Here is a 13,957-nt window from a genome sequence, read left to right as displayed (position 1 = left end):
CGTCAACGATGGGTGGCGAACGACGCCGAGATTTCGTCGATCGCCGCGCGAATGCGCGCGGTGTGGCGCAGGTCGCGATGCGTGACGAGCCACACTTCGTACGGTGCCGCACGAACACGTTCCGGCCACACGCGCGCGAGCCCGTCGCGCTCTCCCATGTGAACCGGAACCTCGCCGATCCCGAGGCCCGAGCGCAGCGCGGCACGCATCATCAGATTGGAAGTCGTGCGCGTGACGATGCGGCCGCCATCGATCGGCTCGCCGGCGATCGTCGGGGTTCGGCTCGCGTCGATGTACGGCTGGTAGACGACGAGGTCGTGCCCTGCGAACGCGTGGCCGCGCTCGGGCTCGCCGTGCCGGCGCAGATAGTCTTGCGACGCGAACAGGCCCATGTCCCAGCGTGCCAGGCGACGCGCGACGAGATCGGGATTCTCGGGCCGCACCGTGCGGACCGCAATATCGGCTTCGCGCTTCGCAAGGTTCAGGACTTGCGTCGACGTGTTCAACGCGACCGATACGTCCGGATGCTTCGCGTGAAGTCGCGCGATCGACGGCATCACGAATTCGAGCGCGAGCGCATCCGTGGTCGTGATCTTCACTTCGCCGGCGAGCCGCCGGTCGACACCTTGCGTCAACCGGACCAGTTCGTGCGCGTGTTGCTCCATCGCCTCGGCGGCACGTAACGCGAGTTCGCCGACCGGTGTGGGCAGATAGCCTTTCGACGAGCGCAGGAACAGTGTCGCGCCGAGCATGTGTTCGAGCGTCGCGAGCCGCCGCCCGACGGTTGCCTGGTCGACGCCGAGCGTCTGTGCCGCGCGGCGCAAGGTGCGCTCGCGATGAATCGCGAGAAAGACGCGCGCGTCGTCCCAGTTCATCGTGTGTCCCGACTGATGCATTTTTGCATTCCCCGATCGGCAATTCGCTGCGTGTGCGCGCGCAGCATCGCCCCTAGACTCTCTTCACACACATTGCGATGCCGCGATTCCGGGAAGGCCCGTGAATCGGTCGGGCATCGACGAACGTTAAGGATCATATCGTGATTGATGACGTGAAACCGCTCCCCGCCAGCATGACCGCGATCGAAATCGTGCGTCCCGGCGGCCCCGAAGTGCTCGTGCCGACTACCCGTGCGGTGCCGTCGCCCGGCATCGGCGAAGTGCTGATCCGCATTCACGCGGCCGGCGTCAACGGCCCCGACGTGTTCCAGCGCAAGGGGTTGTACGATCCGCCGCCCGGCGCCTCGGACATTCCCGGTCTCGAGGTCGCGGGCGAAGTCGTCGCGCTCGGCCACGACGTCACGCGCTTCGCGATCGGCGATCGCGTGTGCGCGCTGATTCCCGGCGGCGGCTACGCGCAATACGCGGTCGCGAACGAACGCAATACGCTTGCGATTCCCGACGGTCTCGACATGACGGAAGCGGCGGCGATGCCGGAGACCTTCATGACGGTCTGGCTAAACCTGTTTCAGCGCGGCGGGTTCAAGGCCGGCGAAAGCGTGCTGATCCACGGCGGCGCGTCCGGCATCGGCACGACCGCGACGATGCTGGCGAAAGCGTTCGGCGCGTCGAAAATCATCACGACCGTCGGCTCGGACGCGCAGCGCGACGCGAGCGTGCGCCTCGGTGCCGATCACGCGATCGACTACCGCAGCGAGGATTTCGTCGAGGCGGTCGCGCGCTTCACGGACGGCAAGGGCGTCGACGTGATCGTCGATATCATCGCCGGCGACTACGTCGCGCGCAATTTCGCGGCGGCCGCGCTGAATGGCCGCATCGTGCAGATCGGCGTGATCAATGGCCCGGCAAAGGAACTCGACCTGTTCCCGATGCTGACGAAGCGGCTCACGCACATCGGCTCGACGCTGCGCTCGCGCACCTATGAGGAGAAGGCGCGGATCATTCTCGAGCTGGAGCACGCCGTGTGGCCGTTGATCCGGCAAGGCACCGTCAAGCCGCAGGTGTACCGGTTGTTCGATCTTCACGATGCACGTGCGGCGCATGAATTGATGGATTCCGGCCGCCATATCGGCAAGATCGTACTCCGCCCGTAGAGACACTATTGACGAATTGTCCACGACGGAAAGTCGCGTGGTCCTTCGAGCATCTCATACGAACGAATGGCGGGTAGCCCCCCGTGCGGGGGGTGATCCTGCGAGGGTGAAAGTTCGACAATTCGAACTGTCGAGTTGAGCATGGCCTTGGCGGAACGAGCGATTTCGTCATTGCATGTACGTTGTCGCTCGACCGGCGCCTCCCCGAGGCGTGCAGAAGCAGGCTTCGAAATTGCCGGTTCAGGCACGGGCAATGAAAGGCAATGGATGAAAATGGATATGCTCGAAAACATGCGCACATTTGTGCGTGTCGTTCAGGCAGGTAGCTTTACGGCCGTGGCAAAGCAGACCGATGTTGCGATTGCGCAAGTGTCGCGAGCGGTGTCTGGCCTCGAGGAATACGCGCAGACTCGCCTGCTGAATCGAACGACACGACGGATCTCGCTCACCGACAGCGGACGGCGCTATTTCGAGTGCCTGTTATCAATTCTTGGCGATGTCGACCAGGCAAATGCCGAGGCAAGAAATGCACTCGTCAGGCCGTACGGGCGGTTGCGTGTCCATACCATGCCTGGCTTGGGACAGAGTCATGTAACCGAAGCAGCCGTGGCCTATCAAGCGGCCTTTCCCGAGGTTGCCGTCGAGATCACGTATTCGCAGAGGATGCCGAACCTGGTGGAAGACGGCTACGATATTTCGGTGGTTACGGCATCGAGTCTTCCTGATTCCGGATATATCGCGCACCCCTATGGCAGATCCTATAGCGTGCTGGTCGCGTCGAAAGCTTATCTCGATCGACATGGCACCCCATCGAAGCCAGCCGATCTCGCCGACCATACATGTTTGCGGCTCGACACGCCTGCCGATCCGAACGATGAATGGCTGCTGCATGGCGCGCGCGGCGAGGTGATATCACACTCCGTTCTTTCGGCGCCGTTTCAGGCGAACGCACCGGAAGCACTGGCGATTGCCCTGCGAGCTGGAATGGGCATCGGGTCGCTGGCCATCTATTCAGCTATCGATGATCTACGAAGCGGGAAGCTTGTCAGGGTATTGCCCGACTACCGTCTGACGATGCTGGATGTTTATGCCATATACGTGTCTCGGCAGTTCATGGACGCGAAGATCCGAACATTTCTGGACCACCTGCGCATGACACTGTCGCCGGCGCTGGAGGCCGACGAAGGTGCATTGAATTCGATTCCCGCATAAAGTCCGTGCGCTTCAATTGAAATTGCAGGTGCCACACACCCGCAATACCGGGTGCCAGACCGTGACGCCCCAAATCCACTGTTTGAGCTTCGTTCTTGATGAGGAGAAGATGATGAAGCTACGTTCCATGATCGCTTCGGCCGGTGTCGTCGCGTTGATGTCTGTAACTTGCTACGCGCAATCCGACACTCCCGACACGCAAACGGCCAAGCCGCCGACTACGTCGTCTCGCTCGGCAAAGAAGGCCGAGCGCCTGGAAAATCGCAAATTCGCGAAGAGGGTGCGGCAAGCGATCGTAAAGGCGCCCGGCATCGGCAATGCACAGGTAACCGTGTTTGCCAAGGCAAAGACTGGCGAGGTGACGCTGGCGGGAATGATAACGGACGAGGCTCAGAATAAGGCTGCGGTGGAGGCGGCTCGCCAAGTTCCGGGCGTAACGTCGGTAACCAGTAAGCTCGGGTTGCGAATGGAAGGCGGCCAATGATGCGGCATGTTGGCCGCTGCTGATCGATCCATGCCCTCCGGACGTCAAGCATTCGGAGGAATTCGCAGGGTGAAAGATCCGGCATTCGAAAACAGACTTCAAAGAGGGGCCCAGTCGCCATGCCGGGCATCGGTTTTCCTCAGACGGGCAGGCAAGCGCAAGATTTTGCACAGCTTGAACCGCCGAATGTAAGCACGTCGGTCTGTTAATCAACCAGGGAATCTGCCATGTCGACTTTCTCACGACGTTTATTCGTCCAGTCACTCGGTGCCGCAACACTCGCGCCTGGCGTGCTGCCCGCATCGACAGGGCGTGGCGCTGCGCCCGACAAATCCGCTCCATCGCAGGGGAGTGGCGATACCGGTTACAAGCATATCCAGGTCGCGCGCGACGGCGGCGTCGCGACCGTCACGCTGAACTACCCGCCGCTGAACCTGCTCGACGAGGTCCTGTCGGCGGAATTCGACGCGGTGACGCGCGAACTGGAGCAGGACGCGAGCGTGCATGTCGTCGTGCTGCAAAGCGCCGTGCCGAAGTTCTTCATCGCCCACTCGGGTCTGCACCGTGTCGGCTCTGCGCCGAAAACGACGTCGAATACACGCACGTTCCGCCTGACGCAAATGCTCGGCGAGCGCCTGCGCAACATGCCGAAGGCCGTGATCGCGAAGGTCGAAGGAATCGCGCGGGGCGGCGGATGCGAGATCGCGCTGGCCGCGGACATGTGTTTCGCGGCGATCGGCAACGCGGTGTTCGGTCAACCGGAGGTCATCTGCGGACTCGTTCCGGGCGGCGGCAACACGCAGCGGTTGCCGCGACGGATGGGCCGCGCGCGAGCGCTCGAGGTACTGTTGAGCGGGGAGGACTTCTCTGCGGAACTGGCGGACCACTACGGCTATATCAACCGTGCGCTGCCGGCCAACGAACTGGGTCCTTTCGTGGACAAGCTCGCGCGCCGCATCTCGACCTTTCCGCCCACGACGATCGCCCACCTGAAAAAGTCCGTGGACATGGGGTCCGACGTTTCATTCTCCGAAGGTTTGCTGGTGGAAGCGCACGAGGCCGATCTTTGTGTCGCCCACGAAGCAATTCAGGCGCGCGTGAAAGCGATACTTGCCGCGGGTGCCGAAACCTATGAAGGCGAGCTTCGGTTTCCGGACCTTTCGGCAAAACTGCCTCCGGCCGATTGAGCGGCATTCTTGCTCATCGCGGATCGATGAGTTGGACCGTCGGGCCCGACATGTTTGAAAAGTGCGTGTCAGTGAATGATGCGGGGGGGCGCCTTTCCTCCGCGCATCATTCACTTTACATAATGCGGATTATCAATCAAAAAGGGTCGAATCCCAGGATTCACGACAAGGACCACGCCAATACGAAACGCATTCCGGCGTAACCTCGCCATCGTCGAGAAGGTATGCATATTGCCCCGGAGCCTCATCTTCCATTCCCGAGCCCAAACAGGAGAACCGATGAGTGATCCCACCGCAAATTCCCGCACGACCGCAAAGACGGTGCCGCCCCCACGAGACCCGCATCTTCGCGCGCTGGCGAATTGTATTCGCTTCCTTGCCATGGACGCGGTACAGAACGCCAACAGCGGTCATCCCGGTGCGCCAATGGGGCTGGCTGACGTCGCGACGGTCCTGTTCAACGAATTCATGCAATTTGATGCATCCGCCCCCCACTGGATCGATCGAGACCGGCTGGTCCTTTCCAACGGACACGCATCGATGCTCCTCTACAGCCTGCTCTATCTCACGGGCTATGCCGACATGACCCTCGACGAGCTCAAGCGGTTCCGGCAAGTCGGCAGCAAGACGCCAGGTCACCCCGAATACTCGCACGCCGACGGAATCGAACTGACTACCGGTCCCCTCGGACAAGGCATCGCGGAATCCGTCGGCATGGCGTTGGCCGAGCGCGTCATGAATGCGCAGTTCGGCGATGATCTCGTCGATCACTACACGTACGTATTTCTCGGCGACGGTTGCCTGATGGAAGGCATCAGCCATGAGGCCATTTCCTTGGCCGGCCACCTCCGGTTGGGCAAACTGATCGCGTTCTGGGACAACAATTCGATTTCCATCGACGGTCCCACCCAGCTCGCGGTCTCGGACAACGAGATCGAGCGCTTTCACTCGGCTGGATGGCACGTCCTGGAGATCGACGGTCACGACACGGATGCGATACGGCGCGCTATCGAGACCGCTCGGACTACGAATGACCGACCGACCCTGATCGCATGCAGGACGATCATCGGGTTCGGCTTTCCGACGAAGGCTGGCACCGAAAAAGCCCATAGCGATGCCCCGGGCGAGGATGAAATCGCGGGCGCACGCCAGATCCTCGATTGGCATTCGCCGCCGTTTGAAATCCCGGATGACTTGCTGAAAGCATGGCGGGAGATCGGGGCGCGCGGCCGCGAGACGAGACTCGCGTGGGATGAGCGTGTCCGCCGGACGCCGCTGGCGCTGCGCGCCGAATTCGACCGGCGCAATGCCGGAAAGCTTCCGGACAACTGGCAGGCGGCGATCGCGGCAGCACGACAGGCGTTCGTTGCCGCGGGCAGTGCAATGGCCACCCGCAAGGCCAGCGGTGAAGTGCTTGATCATCTCTTCGACGCGATTCCGGAATTGCTGGGCGGCTCGGCGGATCTTACGCAGTCCAACAATACGAAGACGAAGAATCAAGTCGCGATCGAGCCCGGCCGGTTCAAAGGCTCATACCTCCACTACGGCGTCCGCGAACACGGCATGGCCGCCGCGATGAACGGCATTGCCCTTCATGGCGGCCTCATTCCGTACGGCGGCACCTTCCTTTGCTTTTCTGACTACTGCCGCCCGGCGATCCGGTTGAGCGCGATGATGCGGGTGCGCTCCATCTTCGTGATGACGCACGATTCCATTGGTCTCGGCGAAGATGGCCCGACTCATCAACCCGTCGAGCAACTTGCCGCCCTGCGGGCCATTCCGCAACTCGCCGTCTATCGGCCGGCCGATCCGGTCGAGACGGCGGAGTGCTGGGAACTGATTCTCGAACAGCCCCGCAGGGCTGCACTCCTCGCCTTGTCACGACAGCCGGTCCCCCTGCTGCGCAGCGAGCCTGGAAACGAAAACAAGTCAGCGCGAGGGGCCTATGTTTTGCGGGAGGCCGATGGCGGACCGCGCCAACTCACGCTGCTCGCGACGGGTTCGGAGGTCGACCTCGCCGTCCAGGCACGCGACATCCTGCAGCAGGAAGGCGTGCCGACGGCCGTCGTATCGATGCCGTGCCGCCTGCTGTTCGAGGAGCAGCCGCGCGATTACCAGCGGGCCGTGCTGGGCACTTCTCCGGCGAGAGTCGCGGTCGAGGCGGCGGTCGAACTCGGATGGGAGCGGTACATCGGACCGGAGGGTCGGTTCGTCGGCATGCACAGCTTCGGCGAGTCGGGAAAGATCAACGACGTGTACAAAAAATTCGACATCACGGTAGATGCGGTCGTTCGCGCGGCGCATCAGGTGTTATCCAACGTGTGACATTGCCGCAATCCGCTCGTCGATCGATGACTCGCCGTTCCGGGCGAATGCTTGCCCACCTGAAGACGTGGGCAGCCCCGATTTTCGGCAGATTCTCGCGTAGCGTTAGAATAGCGCCCCTTCTCATGGGAGACGACAATGTCCTGGTTCGTTTATGAAGTGCCTGAATACCACGAAGACGCCGCGCGCATCGAACCCTTCAGCGAGCTGCGTAGCCGTGTGCTGAAAGCCGGCGGGCCGGCCATGGCAGACGACCTGGAAAGCGTTCGCGAAAACGCCGCGGCGACAGCCGACACGCCGGAGCGCCCGCTGCGTAACCCGGAAAATCCGCAGGTCTTTCCGATTCCTTACGCCGACTCCATGATCCTGGTCGGGTTCATCTTCGATCTGAAACGCGAATTCCGGCAACTGGTCGTGTCGCCCGTCGAAATGCCCTGGTTGAAAGACGCGTAAAGCATTCCTCGGGCGTGATGCCACACTCGGCGATCCGTTCACGGATCGTCGTGACGATGCTGTCCCGTTCGGCAATGCGCGCAGGCCCGCTGCGCGCATTGCCGGCGAGAAGCGATGCCGCAGCGCCGCCAGCACCGCGACCTGACTGCTACGCCCCGCCGGTCCGAAGAAATTGATCGCAACGGCGCTCGCATCGCAGGCCCGCTGCTGCCGCTGCCCTTCCCCGCGCCCACGTATGAGCTTTATCCGCACCGGCATCCGCGCTTTCATCACGAGCCGGCCAACCGCTGGCTCCGCGACGCGATGAGCGACCTCGTCAAGGGGCCGATGCATCACGAGCCGTTGCCGAATACGAAGCGCAGTCGTTCGACGGGCGCGCGGTAGCCCGCGCGGTGGGGAATGACTAGCGAGGCCGGTCACGAAGCAGCAGGCGCGACCCGACCTCCACGATCGACGTAATCGCCGGCAGCAGTTCCTCGCCCAGCGATGTCAGCTCGTATTCCACCGACGGCGGCGACGTCGGCAACACGCTTCGCCGGATCACGCCCCGCTCCTCCAGATCACGCAGCCTGCCGGTCAGCACCTTCGCGGTGATGGTCGGGTTGTCGCGCCGCAATTCCGAAAACCGACGCGGGCCATTGCTCAGGCACCAGATCAGTTCGGGCGTCCACAGGCCGCCGATCAACGCCATGCATTTCGACATCGGACAGCCGGGAAGCGGCTCCACCTTCTTTCGCATTCTCAAGCCCATCGTCGTCCCACCGAGGTTTCCATTTGGTTACTTGAAAATGATGGTAACCGATGGATAGATGGTTTCCAATGGAAACCTTCCTCCCTACACTTGGAACCTCACCTACCGAATCACGGAGAGAATGAACATGTATGCAATAACGGGAGCATCCGGGCAACTCGGGCGCCTTGTGATCGACGCATTGCTTGAAACCGTGCCGGCCAACCGGATCGTCGCGGCGGTCAGGAATCCCGCGAAGGTCCGCGACCTTGAAGAGCGTGGCGTGGTGGTACGCGAGGCCGACTACAAGCGGCCTGAAACGCTCGCCGCCGCGTTCGTCGGTGTCGACAAACTGCTGCTGATCTCGTCGACCGAAGTCGCCGGCCGCCTGCCGTTGCACCGCGCGGTGATCGATGCAGCCGGGCAGGCTGGCGTCTCGTTGCTCGCCTATACGAGCATGCTGCACGCCGACATGTCGCCTGCCCGGCTCGCGATCGAGCATCGGCAGACGGAAGAAGTCATCGCGGCCTCGGGCGTCCCCGCCGTCATCCTGCGCAATGGCTGGTACACGGAAAACCATCTGATGGCCCTCCCCGCTGCGCTCGAGCACGGCGCGTTCATCGGGGCCGCGAAGGAGGGGCGCTTCTCTTCCGCCGCGCGGAAGGACTATGCCGAGGCCGCGGCCGTGGCACTGACGACGGACGGCCATGCAGGAAAAACGTATGAACTGGCGGCCGACGATGCGTTCACGCTGGCACAGCTAGCCGCGGAGGTGTCGCGGCAGTCCGGCAAGACCGTCGTCTACAACGATCTTGCGCAGGACGCTTATGCAGACGTGCTGACGAGCGCCGGGTTGCCGCCCGAGTTCGCCAGCGTCCTCGCCGATGCCGACGTGGCCGCGTCGCGCGGCGCGCTGTTCGACGACGGCGGCGCGCTCGCGCGGCTGATCGGTCGACCCACGACGCCGCTGGCGAGCGTCGTTGCCACCGCGTTGCGCGGTTAAGGCGAACAAGTCCCGATGAGGCGTCAGCCCAGCGCCGCTGCAGCGTGCGCGTCCGGCTGACGCTGCCGGGACGCACTTCGGCGACAACGCTCGCCGCTCGATGGCGGGCGCGTGGCTCACAACCGGTAAATTCGCATCGCATTGTGGACGAACAGTGCGTCGCGCTCGTTGTCGCCAGCTCCCGCGACGATCGCCGCGTAAGCGTGCCACAGCGCTTGATAGCCGGCATGGAGCCGATCGACCGGGAAATTCGACGCGAACATGCAGCGCGCGGCGCCGAACACGTCGATCGCCTCCAGCACGTACGGGCGGAAGCTCTCGACCGTCCAGCGATGGTCGAACATCGCGAGCCCGGACAGCTTCATCGTCACGTTCGCCCGCCGCGCGAGCCCGCGCAGTCCGTCGCGCCATTCGCGCCAGCCGTGCACGCTGCTCCGGTCGACGAACATGCCCGTGTGATTGACGATCACGGGCGTGTCGGGGTGCGCGTCGATGACGGCGAGCGCCGCGCCGACCTGGGCCGGGTACAACTGCAGGTCGAACGACAAACCGAACTCGCTCAGCATCCCGAAGTTCTCGCGCCAGCGCGGTTCGGCCAGATAGTCCACGTCGACGTAGTTGTACCAGCGGTCAGGATGCCGGTTCAACACCTGACGAATGCCGCGCACGTTCGGATGCGCCGCCGCGCCGGCGAGCCGGATGCGTGCGTCCGGCGCGAACAGGTCGACGCCCGCGACGATGCCGTCCGGCATCCCGCCGCTCGCCGGCGCGTCGGCAAGCGCCTGCAGCCAGTCGACTTCGCTCGGCGTCGTCCACGCATCGTGGATCGCCTCGACGTGCACGACCTTCAGCACGTCGATATCCGCGCCGGCATCCTCGCGCAAGTCAGCGGGCAGGTAGCGGCGCGGCAAATCCGCCACCGCGCCGGAGAATGCCGGCTGCGCGCGATCGAGCCAGCTGTAACTCAGCGCGTCGGCGTCCCAGAAGTGGACATGGGGATCGACAACCTGCATGTGGGCTCCGTGAGTTCGTGCGACACGCAGATCCGCTGCAACGGATCTGCGTCACTCCAGATGAAACATCGGCTCCAGCGATTTCTCGACCGGGCGCCCGTCCGGCCCGGTCGCCATCAGGTCGGCCATGTACGCCCACCAGCGGCGCATCACGTCCGTTTCGGCGAGTTGCGCGAGCCGGTGATCGGCCGGCCGTTTGAGCACGGCGAACAGGTGATGGGTGTCGTCGTCGAGAAAGATCCAGTAGTCGGAGATGCCCGCCGCACGCAGCGCGTCGGCCAGTTCCGGCCAGATCGCATCGTGCCGGCGCCGGTATTCGTCCCGCTTGCCGGGGTGCAGGCGCATCCTGAAGGCGATCGTTTCCATGCCCATGCCTCGCGGTTTCACTGAAGGTTCACGTACATGCCGCCGTCGACGAGCAGCGCCGCGCCATTCACGTAGCGCGCCATGTCGGACGCGAGAAACACGACGCAGTCGGCGACGTCGTCCGGCTCGCCGAGGCGGCCGAGCGGAATCCGGCGCTCGAAGTACTCGGTCTTGCCGGGCGCGGCGAGATCGTCGTCGTTGATTTCGGTGCGGATCGTGCCGGGCAGCACCGAATTGCAGCGGATCCGATGCGGCGCGAGCGCGACCGCGCACGACTGCATCAGCGCATGGACGCCGGCCTTGGTCGGCGTGTAGTGCGTCTGCATGCCGCCGCCGACCAGCGCGCTGATCGAACTGGTCGCGACGATCGCGCCGCCCTGCCCTTGCGCGGCCATTTGCCGGGCGACGGCCTGGGTCATGTAGAACGCGCCGTGCAGGTTCACTTCCATCGTTCGTTGCAGCAGCTCGGGCGGCAAGTCCAGGAAGCCGTGGAACGGGCAGATTCCGGCATTGCTCGCCAGCACGTCGATCCGGCCGAATCGCTCGACTGCGGCCGCGACCAGTGCGCGCGCCGTGTCGGGCTGCGCGACGTCGCCCGGCACGGCCAGCGCGTCGCGCCCCGTCGCGCGGATCGCGTCGACGAGCGCGTCGATCCCGTGATCGGCCTGCGCAGGCAGCAACGGGTTCGTCCAGTAGTTGACGACGACGTCCGCGCCATGCCGCGCACACGCCAGCGCAATCGCGCGGCCGATCCCGCGCGATCCGCCCGTCACGACGACGATCCTGTCTTCGAGCAACTTCGTCATTGCGCCCTCCTCCACCTCGACCATCACGCGTTCAGTAGCGGCTGCCGCGCCATTCGAACCAGCCGGCATCAATCACGATGCGGATGCGCGCCTCCGCGCGCTCAGTGTTCGTACGGGCGCTGCATGCGCACGTCCGGATTCAGGCGCACGCCGAAACCGGGCGTGTCGGGTACCTTCATCCGCCCGCCGACCGGCACCGGCTCGTCGAGCAGCAGCGGATCGAACATCGGCACGACGCGATCCGCCTGCGGCGCCATCATCAGGAATTCGGCGAACGGGCTGTTGTGCCGCGTCGCGACGAAGTGATAGCTGTAGACCGACGAGCCGTGCGGAATCACCAGCACGCCGCGCGAATCGGCGAGCGCCGAGATCCGCATCAGCTCGGTGAGACCGCCGCACCAGCCGACGTCCGGCTGAATGATGTCGCAGCACTCCATCTCCAGCAGCATCCGGAAGCCCCAGCGGGTCGCCTCGTGCTCGCCGGTCGTGACGAGCATGCCGCGCGGCACGTCGCGGCGCAGCTTCGCGTAGCCCCAGTAGTCGTCGGGCGGCAGGCATTCCTCGATCCATTTCAGGCCGAGCGCGTGCGCTTCGTGCGCGAGCCGCGTCGCATACGGCACGTCGAGGCTCATCCAGCAGTCGAGCATCAGCCAGAAATCGGCGCCGACACGCGAACGCATCTCGGCGAGCGCGTCGAGATTGCGGCGCAGGCCGGCCTCTCCTTCGGCCGGGCCGTGATGCAGCGGCAGCTTGCCGCCGATGAAGCCCATTTCCTTCGCGAGATCGGGCCGCGCGCCGGTCGCGTAGAACTCGAGCTCGTCGCGCACCTTGCCGCCGAGCAACTGGTGCACGGGCTCCTGCCGGACCTTCGCGAGCAGATCCCACAGCGCGAGATCGACGCCGGAGATCGCATTGAGCACGACACCCTTGCGCCCGTAGTACAGCGTCGCATGGAACATCTGATCCCACATCTTCTCGATGTCGGTCACGCGCTGCCCTTCGATGAAGCGCGCGAGATGCCGCTCGACGATGAACGCGCCGATCTCGCCGCCGGTCGTCACCGCAAAGCCGACCGTGCCGTCGCTGGCCTCGACTTCGATCACGAGCGTGCCGAGCACGTTGATGCCGAACGACTGGCGGCTCTGCCGGTATTCGGGGTAGCGCGACATCGGCGTCGCAATGTGGTCGTCGATCCAGTGACCGGCATCCTGATCGTGGTAGTCGGCACCGCCACCACGCACCGTCAGCGCGCGGACCGCGCGTATCGTCGGCATGCTCATTCTTCGGGTTCCTTGTTTGGGTCATCGGGTGCGGCGGCCGCCCGTGCGCGTCGTGCGCATGGATTGCGGCGGAAATCGCATGGTCGTGCTGCGAGGCAGTCGCGTCAGCGTGCCCAGCGCAGCACCAGCGCATCGAGCCGTCGCGCGATCTCGATCAGGCCCGCGCGCGTCGCCGGATGCAGCGGCAAGAGCGGACGACGCGGCGCGTCCGAGGCGATCACGCCGCCCTCCTTCATCAGCGCCTTCGCCGCCAGCAGGCCGGCCTGACGGTTCTCGTAGTTGATCAACGGCAGCCATTGCTCGTACTGGGCGATCGCGTCGTCGCGCTGCCCGGCGAGATACGCGGCGAGAATCGGCCGCAGCCCGTCCGGATAGCCGCCGCCGAGGATGCTGCCGGTTGCGCCCGCATCGAGATCGGCAAGCAGCGTGATCGCTTCCTCGCCGTCGAACGGCCCCTCGATCGCGTCGCCGCCGAGCGCGATCAATTCGCGCAGCTTCGCCGCCGACTGCGGCACCTCGATCTTGAAGTAGCGCAGATTCGGAATCGTGTGCGCGATGCGCGCCAGAAACGCGGCCGATACCTGCGTGCCGCTCATCGGCGCGTCCTGGTACATGATCGGAATCGCGATCGCGTCGGAAAGCTCGGCATAGAACTGCTCGATCGCGGCCTCGCCGCACCGGATCGTCGCGCCGTGGTACGGCGGCATCACCATCACCATCGCCGCACCGGCCGCCTGCGCGGCGCGGCTGCGCGCCGCGCAGATCGTCGGACTGAAATGCGTGGTCGTCACGATCACCGGCACGCGTCCCGCCACGTGTTCGAGGATCGCCGCGATGAGCCGCTCGCGCTCGTCGTCGGTCAACGAAAACTGTTCGGAGTAGTTCGCCAGGATGCACAGGCCGTCCGCTCCCGCGTCGATGATGAAGTCGACACAGCGCTTCTGGCCCGGCATGTCGATCTCGCCCGACTCGGTGAAGATCGTCGGCGCGACGGAGAACGCGCCCGTATAGCGGCGGTGAATCGGCGTTGGCAAGCTCATCTGGAATC

Annotated in this window: 15 protein-coding genes; 8 read left to right on the top strand and 7 right to left on the bottom strand. The window is 64.3% G+C overall.

Going from position 1 to position 13,957, the window contains the following annotated elements; all coding sequences use genetic code 11:
- Positions 1–2: 2 nt before the first annotated feature.
- On the bottom strand, positions 3–875 hold the full coding sequence (locus HWX14_RS25580) for a LysR family transcriptional regulator (RefSeq protein ID WP_244130333.1): 873 nt from the start codon (positions 873–875) through the stop codon (positions 3–5).
- A gap of 194 nt (positions 876–1,069) precedes the next feature.
- Here HWX14_RS25580 and HWX14_RS25575 point away from each other — a divergent pair, with 194 nt between their 5' ends.
- The 7 genes from HWX14_RS25575 (at position 1,070) to HWX14_RS25545 (ending at position 8,095) form a co-directional block, all read left to right on the top strand.
- A complete protein-coding gene (locus HWX14_RS25575) occupies positions 1,070–2,050 on the top strand; it encodes an NAD(P)H-quinone oxidoreductase (protein WP_175885571.1) in 981 nt (326 codons plus the stop codon).
- A gap of 273 nt (positions 2,051–2,323) precedes the next feature.
- Entirely contained in the window at positions 2,324–3,262 is a 939-nt protein-coding gene (locus tag HWX14_RS25570) for a LysR family transcriptional regulator (RefSeq protein WP_175885570.1), read from the top strand.
- 112 nt (positions 3,263–3,374) lie between these two features.
- Entirely contained in the window at positions 3,375–3,746 is a 372-nt protein-coding gene (locus tag HWX14_RS25565) for a BON domain-containing protein (protein ID WP_175885136.1), read from the top strand.
- 227 nt (positions 3,747–3,973) lie between these two features.
- Positions 3,974–4,933, top strand: a complete 960-nt coding sequence (locus HWX14_RS25560; RefSeq protein WP_175885135.1) for an enoyl-CoA hydratase/isomerase family protein — start codon at positions 3,974–3,976, stop codon at positions 4,931–4,933.
- A gap of 279 nt (positions 4,934–5,212) precedes the next feature.
- A complete protein-coding gene (tkt, locus tag HWX14_RS25555; protein WP_175885134.1) occupies positions 5,213–7,258 on the top strand; it encodes a transketolase in 2,046 nt (681 codons plus the stop codon).
- 138 nt (positions 7,259–7,396) lie between these two features.
- Positions 7,397–7,711, top strand: a complete 315-nt coding sequence (locus HWX14_RS25550) for a helicase (RefSeq protein ID WP_175885133.1) — start codon at positions 7,397–7,399, stop codon at positions 7,709–7,711.
- Between the two features lie 114 nt (positions 7,712–7,825).
- The gene (locus HWX14_RS25545) at positions 7,826–8,095 is read left to right on the top strand and encodes a hypothetical protein (protein WP_244130332.1); all 270 of its coding nucleotides are present in this window, start codon (positions 7,826–7,828) and stop codon (positions 8,093–8,095) included.
- Positions 8,096–8,114: 19 nt separating this feature from the next.
- On the opposite strand, the gene HWX14_RS25540 is transcribed toward HWX14_RS25545, so the two are convergent.
- The gene (locus HWX14_RS25540) at positions 8,115–8,450 is read right to left on the bottom strand and encodes a helix-turn-helix domain-containing protein (RefSeq protein ID WP_244130331.1); all 336 of its coding nucleotides are present in this window, start codon (positions 8,448–8,450) and stop codon (positions 8,115–8,117) included.
- A gap of 139 nt (positions 8,451–8,589) precedes the next feature.
- Between HWX14_RS25540 and HWX14_RS25535 the strand changes: the two genes are divergently transcribed.
- A complete protein-coding gene (locus HWX14_RS25535) occupies positions 8,590–9,444 on the top strand; it encodes an SDR family oxidoreductase (RefSeq protein ID WP_175885569.1) in 855 nt (284 codons plus the stop codon).
- Between the two features lie 116 nt (positions 9,445–9,560).
- On the opposite strand, the gene HWX14_RS25530 is transcribed toward HWX14_RS25535, so the two are convergent.
- The 5 genes from HWX14_RS25530 to HWX14_RS25510 all read right to left on the bottom strand — a co-directional run bounded on the left by HWX14_RS25530 (position 9,561) and on the right by HWX14_RS25510 (position 13,949).
- A complete protein-coding gene (locus HWX14_RS25530) occupies positions 9,561–10,457 on the bottom strand; it encodes an amidohydrolase family protein (RefSeq protein ID WP_175885131.1) in 897 nt (298 codons plus the stop codon).
- A gap of 51 nt (positions 10,458–10,508) precedes the next feature.
- Positions 10,509–10,823 (bottom strand): L-rhamnose mutarotase, encoded by a 315-nt coding sequence (gene rhaM / locus HWX14_RS25525; protein ID WP_175885130.1) that lies wholly within the window; start codon positions 10,821–10,823, stop codon positions 10,509–10,511.
- 17 nt (positions 10,824–10,840) lie between these two features.
- On the bottom strand, positions 10,841–11,629 hold the full coding sequence (locus HWX14_RS25520) for an SDR family NAD(P)-dependent oxidoreductase (RefSeq protein WP_175885129.1): 789 nt from the start codon (positions 11,627–11,629) through the stop codon (positions 10,841–10,843).
- Positions 11,630–11,730: 101 nt separating this feature from the next.
- Positions 11,731–12,909: an L-rhamnonate dehydratase gene (gene rhmD, locus HWX14_RS25515; protein ID WP_175885128.1), complete on the bottom strand. Its 1,179-nt coding sequence runs from the start codon at positions 12,907–12,909 to the stop codon at positions 11,731–11,733.
- Positions 12,910–13,013: 104 nt separating this feature from the next.
- Positions 13,014–13,949 carry a dihydrodipicolinate synthase family protein gene (locus HWX14_RS25510; protein WP_175885127.1) on the bottom strand — a complete coding sequence of 312 codons (936 nt, stop codon included), beginning with the start codon at positions 13,947–13,949 and terminating at the stop codon, positions 13,014–13,016.
- Positions 13,950–13,957 lie beyond the last annotated feature (8 nt).

This window comes from Burkholderia sp. BCC0044 (assembly GCF_902832955.1).
In the GTDB taxonomy this organism is placed as follows: Bacteria; Pseudomonadota; Gammaproteobacteria; order Burkholderiales; family Burkholderiaceae; genus Burkholderia.
This window is presented reverse-complemented; position numbering and strand designations above follow the sequence as displayed.

Bases quoted from the DNA above. Each gene is read 5' to 3' on its own strand.
- HWX14_RS25580 (WP_244130333.1), bottom strand. From the start codon at position 875: ATGAACTGGGACGACGCGCGCGTCTTTCTCGCGATTCATCGCGAGCGC.
- HWX14_RS25575 (WP_175885571.1), top strand. From the start codon at position 1,070: ATGACCGCGATCGAAATCGTGCGTCCCGGCGGCCCCGAAGTGCTCGTG.
- HWX14_RS25570 (WP_175885570.1), top strand. From the start codon at position 2,324: ATGGATATGCTCGAAAACATGCGCACATTTGTGCGTGTCGTTCAGGCA.
- HWX14_RS25565 (WP_175885136.1), top strand. From the start codon at position 3,375: ATGAAGCTACGTTCCATGATCGCTTCGGCCGGTGTCGTCGCGTTGATG.
- HWX14_RS25560 (WP_175885135.1), top strand. From the start codon at position 3,974: ATGTCGACTTTCTCACGACGTTTATTCGTCCAGTCACTCGGTGCCGCA.
- tkt (WP_175885134.1), top strand. From the start codon at position 5,213: ATGAGTGATCCCACCGCAAATTCCCGCACGACCGCAAAGACGGTGCCG.
- HWX14_RS25550 (WP_175885133.1), top strand. From the start codon at position 7,397: ATGTCCTGGTTCGTTTATGAAGTGCCTGAATACCACGAAGACGCCGCG.
- HWX14_RS25545 (WP_244130332.1), top strand. From the start codon at position 7,826: ATGCCGCAGCGCCGCCAGCACCGCGACCTGACTGCTACGCCCCGCCGG.
- HWX14_RS25540 (WP_244130331.1), bottom strand. From the start codon at position 8,450: ATGCGAAAGAAGGTGGAGCCGCTTCCCGGCTGTCCGATGTCGAAATGC.
- HWX14_RS25535 (WP_175885569.1), top strand. From the start codon at position 8,590: ATGTATGCAATAACGGGAGCATCCGGGCAACTCGGGCGCCTTGTGATC.
- HWX14_RS25530 (WP_175885131.1), bottom strand. From the start codon at position 10,457: ATGCAGGTTGTCGATCCCCATGTCCACTTCTGGGACGCCGACGCGCTG.
- rhaM (WP_175885130.1), bottom strand. From the start codon at position 10,823: ATGGAAACGATCGCCTTCAGGATGCGCCTGCACCCCGGCAAGCGGGAC.
- HWX14_RS25520 (WP_175885129.1), bottom strand. From the start codon at position 11,629: ATGACGAAGTTGCTCGAAGACAGGATCGTCGTCGTGACGGGCGGATCG.
- rhmD (WP_175885128.1), bottom strand. From the start codon at position 12,909: ATGAGCATGCCGACGATACGCGCGGTCCGCGCGCTGACGGTGCGTGGT.
- HWX14_RS25510 (WP_175885127.1), bottom strand. From the start codon at position 13,949: ATGAGCTTGCCAACGCCGATTCACCGCCGCTATACGGGCGCGTTCTCC.